General features: G+C 67.0%; 11 protein-coding genes. 1 reads left to right on the plus strand and 10 read right to left on the minus strand.

The genetic code is table 11. The features are described from left to right. Window positions 1–208 precede the first annotated feature (208 nt). From ACZ9C1_RS05755 to ACZ9C1_RS05790, 8 genes are all read right to left on the minus strand, one after another. On the minus strand, window positions 209–2,446 hold the full coding sequence (locus ACZ9C1_RS05755; protein ID WP_430944297.1) for a TonB-dependent receptor: 2,238 nt from the start codon (window positions 2,444–2,446) through the stop codon (window positions 209–211). A 226-nt stretch (window positions 2,447–2,672) separates the two neighbouring features. Then, window positions 2,673–3,635 carry a siderophore ABC transporter substrate-binding protein gene (locus ACZ9C1_RS05760; protein WP_139671013.1) on the minus strand — a complete coding sequence of 321 codons (963 nt, stop codon included), beginning with the start codon at window positions 3,633–3,635 and terminating at the stop codon, window positions 2,673–2,675. After that, complete coding sequence (locus ACZ9C1_RS05765; protein ID WP_258701578.1) at window positions 3,632–4,414, minus strand: iron ABC transporter ATP-binding protein; 783 nt, start codon at window positions 4,412–4,414, stop codon at window positions 3,632–3,634. The genes ACZ9C1_RS05760 and ACZ9C1_RS05765 overlap by 4 nt, the downstream gene beginning before the upstream one ends. Further along, window positions 4,411–5,346, minus strand: a complete 936-nt coding sequence (locus ACZ9C1_RS05770) for an iron chelate uptake ABC transporter family permease subunit (RefSeq protein WP_102682064.1) — start codon at window positions 5,344–5,346, stop codon at window positions 4,411–4,413. Before ACZ9C1_RS05770 ends, ACZ9C1_RS05765 begins: the two co-directional genes overlap by 4 nt. Beyond that, window positions 5,346–6,290, minus strand: coding sequence for an ABC transporter permease (locus tag ACZ9C1_RS05775; protein ID WP_476253715.1), 945 nt, complete (start codon window positions 6,288–6,290; stop codon window positions 5,346–5,348). The genes ACZ9C1_RS05770 and ACZ9C1_RS05775 overlap by 1 nt, the downstream gene beginning before the upstream one ends. Further along, window positions 6,287–8,056 carry an ABC transporter ATP-binding protein gene (locus ACZ9C1_RS05780; RefSeq protein ID WP_476253716.1) on the minus strand — a complete coding sequence of 590 codons (1,770 nt, stop codon included), beginning with the start codon at window positions 8,054–8,056 and terminating at the stop codon, window positions 6,287–6,289. Before ACZ9C1_RS05780 ends, ACZ9C1_RS05775 begins: the two co-directional genes overlap by 4 nt. A gap of 2 nt (window positions 8,057–8,058) precedes the next feature. Continuing rightward, complete coding sequence (locus ACZ9C1_RS05785) at window positions 8,059–9,846, minus strand: ABC transporter ATP-binding protein (RefSeq protein WP_476253717.1); 1,788 nt, start codon at window positions 9,844–9,846, stop codon at window positions 8,059–8,061. A 120-nt stretch (window positions 9,847–9,966) separates the two neighbouring features. Next, complete coding sequence (locus tag ACZ9C1_RS05790) at window positions 9,967–10,485, minus strand: sigma-70 family RNA polymerase sigma factor (RefSeq protein ID WP_476253718.1); 519 nt, start codon at window positions 10,483–10,485, stop codon at window positions 9,967–9,969. A 218-nt stretch (window positions 10,486–10,703) separates the two neighbouring features. Between ACZ9C1_RS05790 and ACZ9C1_RS05795 the strand changes: the two genes are divergently transcribed. Further along, complete coding sequence (locus ACZ9C1_RS05795; RefSeq protein ID WP_476253719.1) at window positions 10,704–12,809, plus strand: condensation domain-containing protein; 2,106 nt, start codon at window positions 10,704–10,706, stop codon at window positions 12,807–12,809. 375 nt (window positions 12,810–13,184) lie between these two features. Here the strand turns inward: ACZ9C1_RS05795 and basC are convergent, their stop codons facing one another. Then, window positions 13,185–14,504 (minus strand): putative histamine N-monooxygenase, encoded by a 1,320-nt coding sequence (basC, locus tag ACZ9C1_RS05800; protein WP_139671025.1) that lies wholly within the window; start codon window positions 14,502–14,504, stop codon window positions 13,185–13,187. Between the two features lie 75 nt (window positions 14,505–14,579). Then, on the minus strand, window positions 14,580–18,872 hold the full coding sequence (locus tag ACZ9C1_RS05805) for an amino acid adenylation domain-containing protein (protein WP_476253720.1): 4,293 nt from the start codon (window positions 18,870–18,872) through the stop codon (window positions 14,580–14,582). Window positions 18,873–18,974: the final 102 nt, after the last annotated feature.

The following is an 18,974-nucleotide window of genomic DNA, read 5'->3' on the forward strand; positions in this document are numbered from 1 at the left end:
TCGCCATTATCGGATCTCCTCAGTGTTCGAACTGAAACTAACCTCCGCTCATCAGTGCCTTCAGTAGTGCTCTGTGCTGCGGGGTCTCCTAGCAGTTTGATGCAAAAACAGTGAATGGTCATTCTGCGTCAACGGGCTGCGTAGCCTTGCACCGGCTACGCCGATGGTCGCGGGGCATCGGCGCACCTCCGCTCCCACACGGCGTTGGCTAGAAATCCACCGAGGTGGAGAACAACAACGACCGCGGCGTGCCCAGCCCTCCGGACAGGCCGCTGCCGTCGCCGCCGTTCCACGAGCCGATCCAGTAGGCCTTGTTGGTGACGTTCTGCACGGTGGCACGCAACGTGACCGGCTTGTCCGAGACCTTCAGGGTATACCGGGCCCCGAGATCGAAAATCGTGTAGGACGGCAGCGACAGGTTGTTGGCATCGGTGGCATAGCGCCGGCCGGCATAGTTGGCGTTGCCGGTCAGGGTCAACCCGGGCATCTCGCGCAGATCATACTCGACGCCGAGCTTGGCCAGCACCTTGGGCACCCCGGTGGCCTGGTTGCCTTCGTTTTCCTTGCGTATCGATTGGGTCAGCTCGGCCTTGGTGTAGGACGCACCGCCCAGCAGGCGCAGGCCCGGCTCGAGCTCGCCGAAGAACGACCATTCCAGGCCACGGTTGCGCTGCTCGCCGTACACGCCGTAGATCTGCGTGAGCGGATCGGTATAGGCGCTGGGCTTTTTCACCTGGTAGACACTGACCGTGTGCGCGAAGGTGCCCAGGTCGAGCTTGGCGCCCAGTTCGTACTGCTTGGTCTGGTACGGCGCCATGATCGCGCCGGCGTTGCGCGCGTTGTCCGGGGCGATGCCACCCTGGCTCAGGCCTTCGATGTAGTTGCCGTACAGCGACAGCTCGTCGGTGACCTTTACCAGCAAGGCTGTGGCCGGCGAAACCCGGCTTTCATCGTAGGGCTTGGAAGTACGCTGGTGGTTGCCGTTGTAGTTCGACGCGCGCACGTTCTGGTGGCGTGCACCGACGGTCCACTGCACCTTGTCATCGAGGAACGACATCGTGTCGAGCAAGGCTTCGCTGCTCAGCCGGGCGCGCATGCGCGAGGTGACGTTGCCGTACTCGCCGATCTCCGGGCGCGGGCCATAGTCCAGGTTGTAGTAGTTGGTGAGGATGCGTGTCGGCAGGCGCTTGTCCTTGAAACTGTTCTCGGAGTCGTAGCGGGTGGCCGCCAGCGACCAGGCGTGGTCCACCGGGCCAGTGGCGAAGCGCCCGCGCAGGCCGACCTCGCCGGACTTCTGCTCGCCATCGCGGGCAGAGCGGATCGGTGTGGCGGAGATGTCGCCGGCATCATTGAGCAGCATGCCGCTGGTCATCAGCGCGTTGTAGCCCCCTTCCCGATGGCCCCAGCCGGCGAATGCGGTGAGCGAGTCGTTGAGGTCGTACTCGCCGCGCAGCACCACGGTGTCGGTGTCGTTGACGGTGTAGCCCCACTCCGGGGCCAGCGAGTGATCGCCCTTCTTGGCCTTGGGCAGGTGGGTCACGCCGGGGCTGATCGAGGCGATACCGAAATAGTTGACCCCGTCCATGCGTTCGCGCTGGTGGTAGTAGTCCAGCGACGCCCTCGCCCGCTCGCCGCGCCAGTCCAGGGCCAGGGACGACAGCTGCATGCGGTGCTGCTGGTCGTCCACCGGGGTGTCGCCGTCGCGGTAGACGCCATTGAAGCGCACGCCGAACTGCTTCTGGTCGCCGAAGCGGCGGCCGATATCGGCATGCATGCCAGCCAGGCCATCGGACTCGTAGGAGGCGGTCAACCGGGCCAGGGGCTCGTCGCCGGCACGCTTGGGCACGATATTGATGCTGCCGCCAACGCTGCCGTCTGGCGGCATGCCGTTGAGCAGCGCCGACGGGCCCTTGAGCACTTCGATGCGCTCGGCAAGCTCGGTGGAGCCGCGCATGTTCGGCGCCATGCTCGGCAGGCCGTTGAAGGTGATGTCGTTGCCGGTACTGTACAGGCCGCGAATGAAGAAGGTCTCGAAGATGCCGCGCTTGCTCGGCACATAGACCGAAGGATCGGTGGCACCGATCACCGCGCCGATGTCCTGGGCCTGGCGGTTCTCGATGTATTCCTTAGTGTAGCTGATGGCGTTGAACGGGGTTTCGCTGAAGTCCTTGTTGCCCATCAGCCCTACCCGGCTGCCCGAGCCGACCTGGCCCCCGGCATATTCCGGTGGCGGGGCACCGAGGGCGTCACGGGTTTCCTGCACCAGGGTTTCCGGCAGGGTCAGGCCCTCTTCCTTCACATCGGGGGGCTGCTGCTGCGCCGAGGTGGTGCTGCGTGGCGGTTGCGCGAAGGCATTGCCGGCGATGGCGGCCATGCCCAGCAGCACGGCCATGCGCAAGGCCCTGCGGGGTAGTTTCGGGGCCTGGGGATGTTGCAGTGGAGGCATGAGGGATTCCTTTCGGGACAGAATGGTAATGCTTCTCATTAGTCATTCCGTACGAATCGGCGAATCCCTCAACAGAAATTACACTCAAATGGCCACTATCGGTTTCACATCTGTACCGGCCTCATCGCCGGCAAGCCGGCTCCCACAGGAATCGCGCCTGGCTGCAGTTTCTGTGGGAGCCGGCTTGCCGGCGAATGGGCTGCGTAGCAGCCCCCCTTTCAGGAAGTCAGCCCTGATACCCCTTCACCACCTCGTCCGCCACCCGCTCCAGGCAGGTCACGCTGGCGGTGCACAGGTACCAGGTCTGCGGATCGACGAACACCACATGGCCACTCTTCCACGCCTTGGTCTGGCGCAGCAGCGGGTTGTCCAGGGTCTCGCGGTCCAGCGCGGCGCGGCGCTCCATCACCGCGGTGCGGTCGATCACATAGAGGATGTCCGGGTCGGCCTGGTGGATGAACTCGTTGGAGATCGGCTGGCCGTGCAGGCCGGCCTGCATGTCGTCGCTGGCCGGCTTGACCCCGAGGGTGTCGAAGATGAAGCCGTAGCGCGAACGCACACCGTAGGCGGTGAACGCGCCGTTGTTGTGCAGCACCACCAGCGCCTTTTCCGGGCGCCCGTCGGTCACCTTGCGCACCTGGGCCACCTTGGCATCGATGCGCGCGGCGGTTTCCCGGGCCAAGTCTTCCTTGCCGAGAATGTGCCCGACAGTCAGCAGGTGCTGCTTGGCGGTGTCGATGACATTACCCTGGCGGTTGTCCATGTCGATGTCGTAGTGCACCGTCGGGGCGATCTGGCTCAGCTCCTGGTAGCTCTGCGCCTGCAGCGGCGAGATCAGGATCAGGTCGGGCTTGAGCGCATGCAGGCGTTCAAGGTTGGGCTGGATGGTGGTGCCGACGTCGGCCACCTTGGGGTCGTCGCGGTACTTGGCCAGGAAGCCCGCGACATAGTCCTTGGCGATGCCGACCACCGGCGCGCCGAGTTGGTCGAGGGTGTCCAGTTCGCTCATGTCGAAGGCCACCACGCGCTGCGGCTGGTGTTCGACCAGCGTGGTGCCCAGGGCGTGTTCGACCTTCACCGGGGCGTAGTCGGCGCTGGCGGCGCGCGCCTGCTCCGGCGGGGCCTGGTCGCAGCCCGGCAACGTGGCCGCCACGGCGGCGGCCAGCAGTATCTTGCAGATTCCGTTCATACCAGCTCTCTCGATAGTGATGGGTTGAAGTAGTTGCAGACGAAACCGTGCGCGCTCGGCAGGATCTCGAACGCCAGGCCGAACAGCGCGCGCAGGTTGGCCTCGGTGACCACCTCGGCGACCGGCCCGTGGCTGTGCACCGCGCCCTGCTTCATGGCGACGATGTGGTCGGAATAGTTGGCGGCAAAGTTGATGTCGTGCACCACCAGGATCACCGTGCGCCCCTGCTCGTCGCAGAGCCTGCGGATTGCCTGCATGATCTGCACCGCGTGCTTCATGTCGAGGTTGTTCAGCGGCTCGTCGAGCAGCAACAGGTCGGTGCGCTGGGCGATGGTCATGGCCAGGAAGGCCATCTGCCGCTGGCCGCCGCTGAGTTCGTCGAGGTAGGCGCGGCGCAGCGCTTGCAGCCCCAGGAAATCCAGGGATTCGTCGATTACCTGGTGGTCGTCGGCGGTCAGCAGCCCGCGGCTGTAGGGAAAGCGGCCGAAGGCGACCAGTTCCTCGACGGTCAGGCGCAGGTTGAAGTCCAGTACCTGGCGCAGGGTGGCCACGCGGCGGGCGTAGTCGGCGATGGCGATGCGGCCGATGTCCAGGCCGTCGAGCAGGATGCGCCCGCGGCTGGCCGGCAGCAGCCGAGCCATGCACATCAGCAAGGTGCTCTTGCCGGCGCCGTTGGGGCCGATCAGCGAGGTAACCTGGCCGGCCGGGAACGTCAGGCTCACGTCTTCGAGCACGGTCTTGTCGCCATAGGCCTTGTGCAGGTGTTCGAGGGTGATCATGGGGTGCCTCGGGTACGGACCATCAGCGCGAGGAAGTACGCGCCGCACACCAGGTTGACGAGGATGCTCACGCTGGTCCGGTAGTTGAACAGATGCTCGACCAGCAGTTGGGCGAGCAGGAACATGCCGATGGCCACGGCGCAGGCCAGTGGCAGGGTCACCTGGTGCCGGGCGCTGCGCGCCAGGGCATAGGCGATGTTGGCGACGAACACCCCCATGAATGCGGTTGGCCCCACCAGGCTGGTGGACACCGCTACCAGCACGGCGATCAGCGCCATCTGCAGGCGCAGGCAGCGCCCATGGTCCAGGCCCAGGGCAATGGCTTGGTCGCGACCCAGCGCCAGCACGTCAAGCACCCGTGTGCCGCGCGCCACCAGCACTGCCACTGCCGCCACCAGCAGGCCCGAGTACAGCACCTGGGCCGGCTGGGCGCGGTTGAACGAGGTATAACCCAAGCCTTGCAGGATGGAGAATTCCCCCGGGCTGGTCTTGAGCTGGATGAACTGGGTGAAGGTGCCCAGCACCATGGTCAGCACCAGCCCCAGCAGTAGCAGGCGGTAGACATCCCCGCGCCCTTCGCGCAGCAGCCAGCGCTGCAGCAGCCACGAGTAACCGAGCATCAACGCGATCGACAGCAACGCGTTGCCCTGCGCGCCGAGCAGCGCCACGCTGCCGGTGCCCAGCCACAGCACCAGCACGGCCTGGAACAACAGGTAGATGCCTTCGTAGCCCATGATCGCTGGGGTCAGCACCCGGTTGCCGGCCAGGGTCTGGAAGATCACCGAGGACAAGGCGATGCACACCCCGGCCACCACGATCGCGCCCAGGCGCACTAGGCGCTTGGGGATCACGTAGCTGAAGTCCAGGCCCGAGCCCAGCAACAGGAACGCCAGCGCCAGGGCCGGCAGCAACAACCAGGCGGCGCGGCGCATCATTTGCACTTCCACAGGATCAGCACCAGGAACAGCACACCGCCGACACTGCCGGCGGTCAGGCCGATGGGCACTTCGTAGGGGTGGATCAACAACCGGCCAAGTATGTCGCAGGCCAGCAGCAACGCCGCGCCGCACATGGCGACGATGGGCAAGGTGCGCTTGAGGTTCTCGCCGTAGCGCAGCGCAACCAGGTTCGGCACCACCAGGCCGACGAAGGGGATCGCGCCCACGGTGATCACCGTGGCCGACACGGTCACCGCTACCAGCACCAGACCGAGGATCGCGGTGGCCGCGTAGTTCAGGCCGAGGCTGGTAGCCATGCCCTCGCCCATGCCCAGCACGGTGAAGCGCTGGGCATATAGATAGGTGAGCACGACGATCGGCAGGATCAGGTAGATGATCTCGTAGTTGCCCTCGATCACCCGCGAGAAGTCGCCTAGCAGCCAGCCCTGCATGCTCTGCAGGATGTTGTGGCGATAGGCATAGAACTCGGCGATGGCGCTGAGCACGCTGCCGTACATCAGGCCGATCACTGGCACCAGCACCAGGTTGGTGAAGCGGATGCGGCGGATGATCGCCACGTACACCAGGCTCGCCAGCAGGCAGAACACCAGGGCGAACAGCATGCGCCCGGTAGCCCCGGCTCCCGGCAGTACGGTCAGGGCCACCAGGATGCCCAGCTTGGCCGCATCCAGCCCGCCACAGGTGGCGGGCTCGACGAAACGATTACGCACGATCTGCTGCAGGATCACCCCGCAGATCGACAGGCCGACACCCGTCAGCACCAGTGCCGTCAGGCGTGGCAAGCGGCTGGCGGTGAGGGTCAGCCAGGCATCGTCGGAGGCGGACAGCAAGGCCGACCAGGACATCTGGCTGGCCCCGACCATCAATGAAACACCACACAAGAGCAACAACAGCGTTGGCAGCAGCACCCGACTCAAGCGGTCACTCCATCGCCTGCGGCCTCACCGATGCGCCAGCCTTTGGCGGCCCGGCGCTGCTCGAGGAAGTGCGCGTACAAGCCACCTTCGGCAGCCAGCTGGGCATGGGCGCCCTGTTCGCGGATGCGCCCTTCGTCCAGCACCACGATCTGGTCGGCCATGGCCACCGTCGACAGCTGGTGGGCAATGACAATCAGCGTGCGCTTGCCGCGCAACCGCGCCAGCGCTTCGGCGATGGCCGCCTGGTTCTCGGCGTCCAGCGCCGCGGTGGCCTCGTCGATCAGCAGGATCGGCGCGTCCTTGATCAGCGCCCGCGCAATCGAGATGCGCTGGCGTTCGCCGCCGGACAGACGTGCACCGCCCTCGCCCACCGGCGTGTGCAAACCTTCGGGCAGGCGTTCGAGGATCTCCTGCACCCCGGCCAGTCGCGCCGCTTCGAGCACTTCGGCCTCGCTAGCGTCGGGTTTGCCCAGGCGGATGTTGTCGGCGATGCTGCCCTGGAACAGGTAGGCGTCCTGGAAGATCTGGCTGATCTGCCCGGCCAGCTGTTCGGCGGACATCTGCCGCACATCCACCCCGCCAACCTTGACCCGGCCGTGGGTAACGTCGAAGAAACGGGCGATCAGGCGCACCAGGGTAGTCTTGCCCGACCCCGACGCGCCGACCAGCGCTGTCATGCTACCGGGCGCGATGTCCAGGCTGACCTCGCGCAGCACCTCGGGCTGGTCGTCGCCGTAACGGAATCCGACCTGCTCCAGCTGCACCGAACCGTCGACCGGCGCCTGCGGTGCGGCGGGCTCGGGCAGCGGCTTGACGGCCAGCAGCTCGGCCACCGCCTGCAACTGGCCACGGGTGCCGCGCAGCACCTCGCTGTAGCCGGCCACGTCCAGCAGCGGGTCGATGAAGCGGGTCGCCAGCACCAGCGCGACCAGGGTGCTGATCACCGTTGCGTTGTCGAAGCCTGCGCCGGCCTGCTCGCCAAGCCACAGCGTGGCTACCACCAGCAAGGCGGCGAAGCTGACCTGCACCGCCCAGACGTTGAGCACCGATGACAACGCCGACAGCTGGATCAGCTTGCGCGCCGCCTGCTGTTGCTGGGCCACGGCCTGCTCCAGGAAGCGCGTGCCGCCCTGCTCGCCATTGAACGCGCGCAGCACCGACTGCGCCTGGGCGAACTCGACCATGCACTGGCTGGTCTGCGCGGTGTCGCGCTGGTAGCGCTGGTCGGCGCGTTGGCCAAGGCGCATCGTCGCCAGCATCACCAGCGCCAGCAGCGGCAGGCTGAGCAGGGCCACCAGGCCCAGGCGCAGGTCGACCAGCAACAGCGCAACGAGGATCACCAGCGGCGTCACCACCCCGGTGAACAGCGGCGTGAACACATGGGCCGGCAGTTGCGCGATCTCCATCATGCCCTGGGTGGTGACATGGCTCAGGCGCGCGGTGTTGGCGGCATTGAACCAGCCCACCGGCAGCGTGCCGACATGCTCGCCCAGGCGCTGGCGGCCACCGCGCAGCACGGCAATGCCCACCGCGATGCCGGCCTTCTCCACCCGGCGCCGCAGGTACCAGCACACCACCACGCCCAGGGCCAGCAGTGCCAGCCACTGGCCGGCGGCCTCCAGCTGGTTGCCCAGCAGGTGACGCAGGATCGGCACCAGGGTGACGATGGTCAGCCCGCACAGCACGCCATACACCAGCGCCAGGCGGATGTAACGGCGCAGGAACACGGCGTCGTCGCCGAGCAGTCGAACGAAAATCCCCAACATGATCAGTGCTCCTCCACCTGCGCGGTCGCCCGCGTCTTCGCATAGCCGCCGGCGGCCCACAAGCGGGCATACAGGCCGCGACGGGCCAGCAGTTCGTCGTGATTGCCGCGCTCGGCGACCGTGCCCTGGTCCAGCACCAGGATCTGGTCGGCGTGCATCACCGTGTCCAGGCGATGAGCGATCACCAGCAGCGTGCGCCCCTGGGCGAAGCGCGACAGCGCCTGTTGCAGCTTGACTTCGTTCTCGGCGTCGGCCGCCGCGGTGGCTTCGTCGAGCACCAGCACCGGCGGGTCGAGCAGCACCGCGCGGGCAATGCTCAGCCGTTGCAGTTCGCCGCCGGAGAACTGCACGTCCTCGCCGATCACCGCGTCGTAGCCGCGCGGCTGGGCGAGGACGCGCTCGTGGATATTGGCGATGCGCGCCGCCGCCTCGATCTGCTCCTGGCTCGCCGAAGGCCGGCCCAGGGCAATGTTCTCGCGCACGCTGGCATGGATCAGGCGCACGTCCTGCAGGACGAAGCCGATGCGTCGGTACAGTTGCGCGCTGTCGATCTGCCGCAGGTCGACGCCGCCCAGGGTGATACGCCCGGCACTGGGATCGAAGAAGCGCAGCAACAGGCGCGCCAGGGTCGACTTGCCGGCGCCCGAGGCGCCGACCACCGCCGTGACCGTGCCCGGTTCCAGGGCGAACGACACCTCGCTCAGCACCGGATTGCGCGGGTCGTAGTGATAGCCCAGGCCCTGCACCTCGATGCGTGCATCGGCCGGCAGCTTGCCGGCGCCCTGGCCGTCGGTCTCCAGCACCGGCGTATTCAGCAGCGCCTGCACGCGCTGAGCGGCACCGGTGGCGTTGTTCAGGTCGTGGGTGATATAGGCCAGCAACAGCAGCGGCGCACAGATGCCCGGCGCCACCAGGGCGAACGGCAGTACCTGCACCGGGGTGATCCAGCCCAGGCCGACGAACAGCGTGCCGAACGCCAGCACCACGCCCAGTACCGATACCGGCGCGATCATCGCGTTGGCATTGGCCATGGCGCTGACCAGCGGCCGGGTGAAGTCGGTGAAGGCAGCGGCGAAGGCGTCCACCGCCTCGCGGTAGCTGCCATGGGCCTTGCGCTGGCCACCGAAGGCCTTGACCACCGGGATGCCGTTGACGAACTCGACCACCGCCTGGTTGATCCGCCCCATGCCGGCGCCGAAGGCCTGCATGTTGCGGGCGCTGGCCTGGTGGGCACGGGCGAAGAACAGGAAGAACAGCGGGAACGGCAGCATCGACACCAGCGCCATGCGCCAGTCCATGGCGAACAGGTAGACGATCGACGTCAGCACCGCCCCGGCGCTGCGTCCGAGGGTGGTGTAGAAGTGCGCGGTGAGGCTGTGCAGGATGCCGATATCGTCCTGCATGGCCTGCTTCACCTCGCCGGAGGCGCGGCTGGTGAACCAGCCCAGCGGCACCCGTGCCAGGCGGCGGATGATTGCCAGGCGCAGCGTGCCGGTGATGTGGTTGTCGGCCAGGTGGGCCACCAGGTCGCCCAGCGAAATCAGGGCCATGCCGACGAACAGGCAGCCCAGCCCCAGCACGATCACCGGCCAGGCCTGGGCGACGCCCTGCCCTTCGGCGAACGCCAGCCGGGCGACCTCGGCGATCGCGGCCAGGGGCGCCAGGCTGAGCATGGCGCCCAACGCGGCGAGCAACCCGGCGATGATCAAGCGCCCGCGAATCGGCGCCAGCACTGCGGCGACCGGCCCCTTGGCGGGCTGTTCCACCGCCACCCCTTGTTCAACACTCATGAATGCTCCTTTTCAGCACGAGGAGCAGGCCGGGCAGCCACTTTGGCGCCTGGCCCGCCAGTCCTTCTCAACCTGTATTCCGTACGAGGCGGGCAAACCCGCAAAAAACAATGCCCACGCTCAGGCGCCACTGCCGATGCGGTAGCGCCTGCAGGTGCGCATGCCGGCGGCGATGTACTTCTCTACCGAGGACACCGACACCCGCAACTCGGCGGCGATGGCGCGATGGGCCATGCCGTCGAGCCGGCACAGCAGCAGGGCCTGGCGGGCCTTGGGCGAATGCCGTTGCAGGGCGCTGTCGATCGCACCCAGGGCCTCGACCACCAGCGCCCGCGCCTCTTCCGACGGCACCCGCGGCTCGGGCTGCAGGCCATGGTCCTCGAGGTAACGGGTTTCACGTTGGCGGCGGCGGTACAGGTCGATGACCTTGCCGTTGGCGATCTGCGTCAGGTGGCAGCGCGACTGTTCCGCCGTCGGCACCTGGCCCTTGTTCATCAGGTGCAGGTAGATATCGTGGGCCAGGTCCGCCGCGTCCACCGCGTTGCCCAGCTTGCGGCGCAGCAGCTCGCACAACCAGCCGTGATGATCCTGATACAGCTGTTGCAGCTGTTGACGAAGCGCGAACGTTCCGTTGTCCACGGTACCTCTCCCTGAGCGTGGTGCATTCCAGACGGCTTCCTTTGACGTGCGCCAATCTAGATGATAATTATTTGCATCTTTCTCACCATAACGAATCCTCGGGATTCACGCAATGCACCCCGGTGGTGCGAACCCTCTGCGCGGCCACTCACCGCGATCCACGGATGGCAGTGAAGGCCGACGCGGGCCTTGATCGATCGAACAGCAGGAAGCTAACCATGTTGGAACGCAACACCACCCTACCCTCGCCCCAGGCCCTGGATGAACACGAAGAACTCGCCTGGTTCGCCCAGCAACAGCAACCCGAGCAGCTGCACCGGCAACTGGGCGCCTGGCGCCTTGGGCCCACGGCCGACCTGTCGCTGCTGGCCCTGGCCGTGCAGGCGGTGGTCGAAGCCACGCCGGGCCTGAATAGCCGCTACCACTTCAGCGACGATGGCGACCTGTACAAGACCCAGGAACCCGGCTGGTACCCGTGCCTGCGTATCGAACGGAGCGCGGCCGAGGGCATGGACGCCCTGCTGCGGACGCGCCAGGCGGCGCCCTGGGATTCCACCACGCAGCCGCCGTTCGAGGCCCTGCTGCTGGCCGGCGATCACCAGGCTGCGCTCGGTCTGCTCTGCCATGCGGTGCTGCGACAGCCGCCACAAGCCCTGCTCGAACGTATCCGCACCGCCTATGACGTCCAGGCCGGCGACCAGCCACTGGTGCTCGAACCGTTGTCGCAGGCGCCTTCGACGGACATCGCGCAACGCATCCTCGACGCGTTCCGCCAGGCATTGGCGGAGCCTGACATGACCCTGGACGATGACTTCTTCGACATGGGCGGCCACTCGCTGCTGGCCACCCGGATCATCGGGCGCTTGCAGGGCGAGCATGGCATCGAACTGCGCTTCAGCGACTTCTTCGCCTCGCCCAGCGCCTCGGCGCTGGCCACACGCGCCAAGCTGAGCCAAGGGCAAGCCAGCCAGGCCAGCGATCAGGCCGTGGATATCCAGCAGGCGCCGATGGCCCTGGCCCAGGCGTCGTTGTGGCGTGCCTGTGCGGCCTTCGACTACGGCACTATCTTCAACCTGCCCTTTGCCCTGGACTTCCACGACCCGGTGGACGAGGCGCTGCTGCAGCAGGCCTTCACCGACCTGCTGGAGCGCCATGCCAGCCTGCGCACCACCTACCATGGCGAGGGCGACGACGCCTGCCAGCGCATCGTGCCGCTGGCCGAGCTGGGCCGTTTCAAGTGGTTCTGGAACAGCGCCGAAAGCGCTGGCGCGAGCCTGGCCAGCGAGGCTAAGCACCGCTTCGACCTGGCCCGCGAACTGCCACTCAGGCTACGCATGCTGCGTGACCCGCACAGTGGCCACCAGGTGCTGTCGTTCCTGGTCCACCACATGGCCATCGACGAGTGGTCGCTGAACGTGATCATGGCCGAACTGGTCGAGGCCTACCTGGCCCGCGCCCAGGACCGGGCGCCGCAATGGCCCGCGGCGGCGCGCACCTTCCACGAATTCGCCCTGGCCCAGAGTGCCCAGGGCCCGAACCCGCGCCACCTGGCGTACTGGACCGAGCTGCTGCGCGACGCCACCCGCGGTCTCGCCCTGCCCGCCTGCGATGACGCCACGCTGCTGCCCGCCGACCAGGCGACCACGCGTGCGCGCTGGCTGGAGCTGCGCCCCGAACCCGGCATGCTGGAGCAACTGGGCGCCAGTGCCCGGCTGCATCAGTCATCGCTGTTCAGTGTGATCTACACCGCCATCGCCCTGTCGCTGCACAAGCTCGGCAACCTCTCGGACCTGGTGATCGGCACCTCGGCGTCCGGGCGCACCGACCCTGCGTATTTCGACACCGTCGGTTACTTCACCACCATGGTCGCCCACCGGGTGCAGTTCGCCCCCGAACAGTCGCTGGCCGGGTTGCTGGGCGAGGTGACGCGGATGATCAACGACTCGATGGCCTATGCCGACGTGCCCATGGAGACCATCCAGCAGGCGCTGGGCATGACCCCCGCCGAGGGCCTGATGTTCGATGTGTATGTGCAGATCCACGCCAACAACGCCCTCAATGGCGCGTTGCAGGCACCCGATGGCCGGGCTATCCGCTACAAGCAGATCGACCCGGACAAGAGCGAGTCGATGTTCGGCCTGCAGTTCGAGATCATGGAAGATGTGTTCGATGGCCAACGCTCGCTGCGCCTGGTGGTCACCTACCGCAGCGATCGCTACAGCGGTGCTCAGGTCGAGCGCCTGTGCGCGATGATTTCGGCGGCGTTCGGTGTGTTGGCCGAGGTGGATGGCGGCCGGCGGGCTTTGGCTGCGGTGGTTTTGTAGTTCAAGGTGGGCGGCGCTTCTGGGATTGAGCGTCGCCTGCTATGTGTTTGGCGAAAGAGGTTCAGCGCCTTCAAGATCGAGCGCCGCCCGCGCGGCGCATCGCTGGCAAGCCAGCTCCCACATCTGTTTCGGGCCAGTTATGCCTGCGCCGCCGCGGCTGTACGCCTTGTGGGTACGACACGGTCTCAGCGTGGGCATCACTGGCGTCCCACTTGTCTCAAGACATGCACCAAGGCGGACAGCGACAACTTCACAGGACAGACTGGCCCGAAACAGATGTGGGAGCTGGCTTGCCAGCGATGCGCCGCGCGGGCGGCGCTCGATTTCATAGGCGCAACATCCCTCCCGGCGAACACCTCGCAGCCCAAACGCCAATCACCCCTCCGGCAACCCATAGCGCTGGAACGACGAGCGTTGCGGCACCCGATACTGCGCCCGGCCCAGCAACTGGTTGACGATCACCGCATTGCGCACCGGCCCCAGCCCCAGGTCCGGCGAGCCGACACCATGCTGGAAGATCTCGGCGTTCTGCACGAACACGCGGCCACTGCCGCCATCGCAACGCTGCGCGGTGAAATCCTCGCCGACGATGCAGTCGCCGTGCGCGTCGGTGGCCAGCACCGAACCCTTGAGCTGCTCGAACCATTGCGGCCAGGCATGGGCATAGCCGGTCGCCGCGACAACCGCGTCGGCTTCCAGCGTTGCCCGTTGCTCCAGCTGGCTGTGCCGGAAGGTCATGCGCAGCCCCGCCGAGCCCAGCTCCTCGACCGTCTCCACGTCACAGCTGGACAACAGCGTCAGCCCAGGTTCGCGCCCGCCGATGGAGCGTTCGTAGATCAGGTCGTAGATCGCGCCGATGGTCGAGAAGCTGATGCCTTTGTACAACAGGCCCTGCTGGGCGACGATCTCCCGACGTTTGTCCCGCGCCAGGGTGTGGAAGTAGTTCATGTACGCCGGCGTGAAACACTCCTGGCCGAGCTTGGAGTACTCCATGGGGTGGAAGCCTCCCGAGCGGGTGATCCAGTGGATCGACGCCCCCGCCTCCACCTGCTCCGGGGTCAGCGCGTTGAACAGCGCCAGCACGCACTCCGCGGCGCTCTGTCCGGAACCGACCACCACCACGCGCCGGCACTGCTCCAGCTCGCCCTGACGCTTGCCGAACTCTGCCGAGTGCAGCAACGGCGCCTGGGTGCGGGTGCGCGCCCAGGCCGGCAACCATGGCCGGGTACCGAGGCCAATGGCCAGGTCGCGGCTGCTGTAGCGCCGCTCCAGGCCCGACACCGACACGCTGTCGATGACGAAGCGTTCGCTGGCGTTGTCGTAACGCACGCCCGTGACCTCCTCGCCAAAATGACAGCCCGGCAGTTGGCCCGCCGCCCAGCGGCAATAGTGGTCGTACTCGCGCCGGGGCACCTGGAAATGGTCGTAGTAGTAGAACTGGAACAGGCGATCATGCTGGTGCAGGTAATTGAGGTAGCTCAGCGGGTGACAGGGATCGGCCAGGGTCACCAGGTCGGCCAGGAATGGCACCTGCAAGGTGGTGCCGGGCAGCAGCAGGCCCTCGTGCCAGCGGAACTGCGCCTTGCGCTCGAGGAACGCGCAGCTCAGGTGCGGGTGGCGCGACAGCAGCGCGGCCAGGCCCAAGTTGAACGGTCCGATGCCGATGCCGGCGATATCCAGGTGTGCGATGTCCATATGCTCGATGATTTCCCAAGAACGATGATTGGCGCCCCAGGCCAGGCCCAGGGCGATTGATTCAGGCCGGTGGTTTCACACGGGGGCGCTGACGAGCAGGCGCTCGACCTCTTCCACCGTGCGGCACGGCAGCAACTGCGCGGGCGACAGGCGCACCGCGAAGGCTTCGCCCAGGCGTGCCGCCAGCGGCTTGAGGTGCTGCGGCCGCAGGCCCATGGCGAGGAAATCCCTGGCCGGCTGTGTGGCGCCGAGCACCTGCTGGTAGATCGCCAGCACCTGGGCATGACGCTGCGGGTCGCTGGGCACAGCCGCCGGTATCGGCGCCTGCTCGGTGTCACCTTCAAGCAAGGCGCGGGCGAGCCTGCGGTCCGGCTTGCCGTTGGCGGTCAACGGCAAGGCGTCGACCTCGACAAACCGTGTGGGCACGTGGGACTGCGGCAGCAGGGCCCGGGCATGTTCGCGCAACGCCACGGCGCCGGGCGGCGCACCATGGCGCCGTACATACAGCGCGCCGATGCAGGCCTCGCCCTGTAGCGTGTCGCCGTAATCCACTACCAGCACCTGCTGCACCGCCGGATGGCGGATCAGCTCGATCTCGATGTCCGGCAGCGACACCCGCACGCCACGCACCTTCACATAGCCATTGACCCGGCTGTCGAACAGCAGCACGCCGTCCTCGCGGTAGCGGCCCCGGTCACCGGTACGGAAGGCACGCACTGGCGCGCCGTGCTCGTCGGGCACATTGACGAAGTCGTTCTGCACCAGTTTGCCGTCCTCCAGGTAGCCCAAGGCCAAGCCCACCCCACTGGTGTGGATACGACCGGCGACGCCCTGCGGGCAATGCGCGCCGTGCTCATCCAGCAGCCAGTAGCGGTTGCCCGGCAGTGGCCGGCCATAGGGCACCCTGGCGCGGTCCTGTTCACCGATTTCGTGCCAGATGCTCCAGATGGTGGTCTCGGTCGGGCCACCCAGGGACACCAGGCGCGCCTCGGGCAGTTGCTCGCGTAGTTCGGCGATCACCGCCGGTTTGATGTAGTCGCCGCCCTGGGCCAGCAGGCGCAGGCTGCGCAGACCATCACCCTGACGGCAGGCCAGGAGCATTTCGAGGATGGCCGGCACCGAGCACCAAAGGCTCACACCGTGCTGCCTGACCAACTGGTTCCAGCGCAGCGCATCCTTTTCCTCGCCGGGCTCGGGCAGCACCAGCGCCGCCCCGGCGCACAGGCTGCCGAACACGTCGAACAGCGACATGTCGTGGTGCAGCGGGGTCACCGAGATGAACACATCGTCGCGGCTGACCTGCCACTGCGCCAAGGTGCTGCCGATGACGTTGGCGGTGGCGCGGTTGTTCAGCACGACGCACTTGGGCTTGCCGGTGGTGCCGGAGGTGTACAGGTAGTAGGCCGGCACGGTGCTCGCCGATAAGGCCGCCAGGCCCGTCAGGTCCAGGGCTGCCGGAGGGCTGGCCTGCAGTGGCGCGACGGCGTCGACCACCAGTGCCGGCTGGCAGTTGTCCAGCAGATAGCGCAGGCGCTCCTCGGGCGCCGCCGCGTCGATCGGTACCCAGACCAGCCCGCTCAGGGCGCAGGCCAGGGCCGTCATGGTGTGCTCAGGACCGCGTGGCAGGCAAATGGCGACCACCTGGCCGGGGCGCAGCCCGCGGGCCTGGAATGCCCCGGCAATGCGCTTCACACCCTCCCCCAGTTCGGCATAGCTGATGCGCCGCTCGCCATGCAGCAAGGCGATGCGTCCATTGTCCGGGCCGAACAGGTTGTGGGCGATGCGCCCAAGGAAATCGACCGGCTCGGCCTGCGCCTCGCTGCTGTTCAGGCGGTAGTGGCCAAGGTCGATGAATTGCCGTGCGTTGACTTCGAATGCAGCCTGCCCGGCCAATTGCGCCACCGCCTGGTTCAAGGCTGCGAGCAACTGCCCGACCCAGCGGCCATCGACCGCTTCACGGGCATAGTCGATCTCGAACGCCAGCCCGCCCTCGGCGGTGTTGCAGAATCGGATGTCCATGGCCACCTGCGGCGTCTGGGTCAGGCCCGCGCTCAGGGACATCGGGCCATCGACCGCGCCCACTGGCCAGGACAGGCCGTTGGTCAGCACCACCGGTAGCGCCGGGCCTGGGCCGTTGCTGTCGTACAGCAGGCGGGCCAGGTCCACGCCGGAGAACGCCAGATGCTGCAAGCCCTCCAGCACATCGGCCTGCAGGCGCTTGGCGCGCTCGGCCAGGCTGGGCAGGCCGCGCTGCCAATCGACGGCGATGAAGCTGGAGCGGTTGGCGAATGCGCCGTCCTGGGGCGGCGCCACCGGCACCGCCACGCACAGGCTGCCTTCGTCGAGCCAGTGGCCGAGCACTTCCAGCACCACGGCCATGATCGCCGAGTTCTTGAACAGGCCCTCACGAGCACCGGCGCGGCTCAATGCCTTGAACGCTTGGGCGGAGATTACCTGACGCTGGCGGGCGTATCGGGCCACGCCGACCTTGTCCAAGGCTTGCCGCCTCGGCAGCCTTGGCGCGCCGTCGACCTCGGCCAGCTTTGACTTCCAATACTCGGCATCGGCCTTGCGCACCTCGCTCTGGTCGATGACAGCCGCCGTGGGCTCGCTGGCCGTCAGCGGCTGGCAGTGACCGTCGAACAACTCGACCATCAAGGTAGCGATGGAGCGTCCATCGAGAATCAGCGCATCGAAGCGCACGAACACCACCAACTCGCCTTGTGGCAACTGGAAGGCGGTCACATTCCAGGGCGGCCCGGCCAGGTCGAACAGCGCATGGGCATAGTCCTCGCGACGGACCTCAAGCTGCGCCTGGGCCTGCTCGGCCGTCAACCCGTGCAGGTCGATCACCTCCAGGTTGACCTGCACCTGGTCGCTTATCGACTGGGTCAATGCCTGGGCATCGATGCGGGTGCGCAGGCTGTCGTGGCGGCGCACCATGTCCGTGAGGCGGCTGCGCAGCAGCGCCAGGTCCATGCGCCCGCGATACTCGCGGAACTCCTGCATGGCCACGCCGCCCAGCGGCAGATGCTCGCCACGCCCCAGCAGGTAAGCCTGTTGCAGAGCGTTCAGTGGTCGATCCCGGCTCGCCGCAATCGCCAATGGCTGGTGCAGCGCGCCCGTGTCGGCAGCCACCGCCACAGCCAGGGCGATGAAGCGCTCGAACAGTGCCTGGACCCAGTCAGCGGGCAATGCGTCCAGGCGCACGTCCCAATTGATCAGCAGGCCGCCGTCGGCCCGCGCCACCTGCGCGTCCAGGGCCACCTGCGGGCCCTGGGAGATCACCCAGTCCATCGGCCCGAACACCCGGCTCACCCGCTCGGAGAACAGCTCGCCGCCAGGCAGGTCCAGCCCTGCGGTGAACACCACCGGTGCCAGTTGCGGCGTACCGTGATGGCGCGACAGGTCGCGCATCAGGTCCACGCCCGGATAGGCGCTGTGCGCCAGACGCTCCACCAGTTGCCGATGCAGGTCCCGGCACAGCGCGGCAAGGTTGGCGACTCCGCTGAAGTCGACATCCACCAGCACCAGGTTGGCGAACTCGCCAACGATGCGCTGCACAGGCTCCAGCAGCGGTTCGCGCCAGAACACTGGGACGTTCAGGCGCAAGCGCCGATCGCCGCTGTGCTCACCCAGGGCGGTCGCGAACAGCCCGAGCATCAACGCCGACGAGGTGATCCGCAGTGCGTGCGCCGCGTGCTGCAAGGCACGATACTGCGCAGGTTCAAGGCGAGCGGCAAAGCGCTCGCTGCGTGCTGGCCCCGCAGGGAGCAAGGGCAGCGAGGGTGCCGGGGCGATCTGCGCCAGGCGTGCTCGCCACCAGGCACGGTCGCGGCTGCGGGCGGCACGCAGGTCGGCATCGGCACGCACCTGGTCCAGCCAGTCGAAGTAGTTCGGTGTGGTCGGCAGCGCGGTGCCGGGGGTGTCGTACAGGCGGGCCAGGTCTTCCATCAGCACCCGGAAGCTCGACGGGTCCACCGCGATCATGTCGGTGTCCACGTGCAGCCGGCTGGCATTGCCCGGCAGCAGGCTCAGGCCGAAGCGCGCACCCTGGCCCATGCTCAGGTCCAGGCGCTGGTGGCTCCACTGCTGGCGTTTCTCCAGGAGGCGCCGCTCCACGGCTGGACCATCCAGATCGCTGAAATCCTCCAGCTCCAGTTGGGCGCGCTGTGCTACGTCGATGGTCTGCAGCCCCTGCCCGTCGATGCGCAGGCTCAGCATCGGATGCGCCCGGTACAGCTCCTCAAGTGCGCCGGCAAGGCGCGCCACATCGATGGCCCGGCCATCGAACTCGGCGTACAGGTGCGCGCTGACGCCACCCAGTGCCGCATGTGCATCCCGCCCGATCCAACAGGCGGCCTGCATCGAAGTTAACTCTCTCATCGCTTACCCGCGTAGTTGACAAATCCATGTGTTTCGCGTCCTCATATTTACTAACGAGAATGATTATATTTCAAGGTTTTCTTT

The organism is Pseudomonas sp. TE21435, assembly GCF_056279265.1.

Excerpts from the sequence above, each read along its gene's own strand:
- ACZ9C1_RS05755 (WP_430944297.1), bottom strand. The coding sequence starts at position 2,446 with ATGCCTCCACTGCAACATCCCCAGGCCCCGAAACTACCCCGCAGGGCC.
- ACZ9C1_RS05760 (WP_139671013.1), bottom strand. The coding sequence starts at position 3,635 with ATGAACGGAATCTGCAAGATACTGCTGGCCGCCGCCGTGGCGGCCACG.
- ACZ9C1_RS05765 (WP_258701578.1), bottom strand. The coding sequence starts at position 4,414 with ATGATCACCCTCGAACACCTGCACAAGGCCTATGGCGACAAGACCGTG.
- ACZ9C1_RS05770 (WP_102682064.1), bottom strand. The coding sequence starts at position 5,346 with ATGCGCCGCGCCGCCTGGTTGTTGCTGCCGGCCCTGGCGCTGGCGTTC.
- ACZ9C1_RS05780 (WP_476253716.1), bottom strand. The coding sequence starts at position 8,056 with ATGTTGGGGATTTTCGTTCGACTGCTCGGCGACGACGCCGTGTTCCTG.
- ACZ9C1_RS05785 (WP_476253717.1), bottom strand. The coding sequence starts at position 9,846 with ATGAGTGTTGAACAAGGGGTGGCGGTGGAACAGCCCGCCAAGGGGCCG.
- ACZ9C1_RS05795 (WP_476253719.1), top strand. The coding sequence starts at position 10,704 with ATGTTGGAACGCAACACCACCCTACCCTCGCCCCAGGCCCTGGATGAA.
- basC (WP_139671025.1), bottom strand. The coding sequence starts at position 14,504 with ATGGACATCGCACACCTGGATATCGCCGGCATCGGCATCGGACCGTTC.
- ACZ9C1_RS05805 (WP_476253720.1), bottom strand. The coding sequence starts at position 18,872 with ATGCAGGCCGCCTGTTGGATCGGGCGGGATGCACATGCGGCACTGGGT.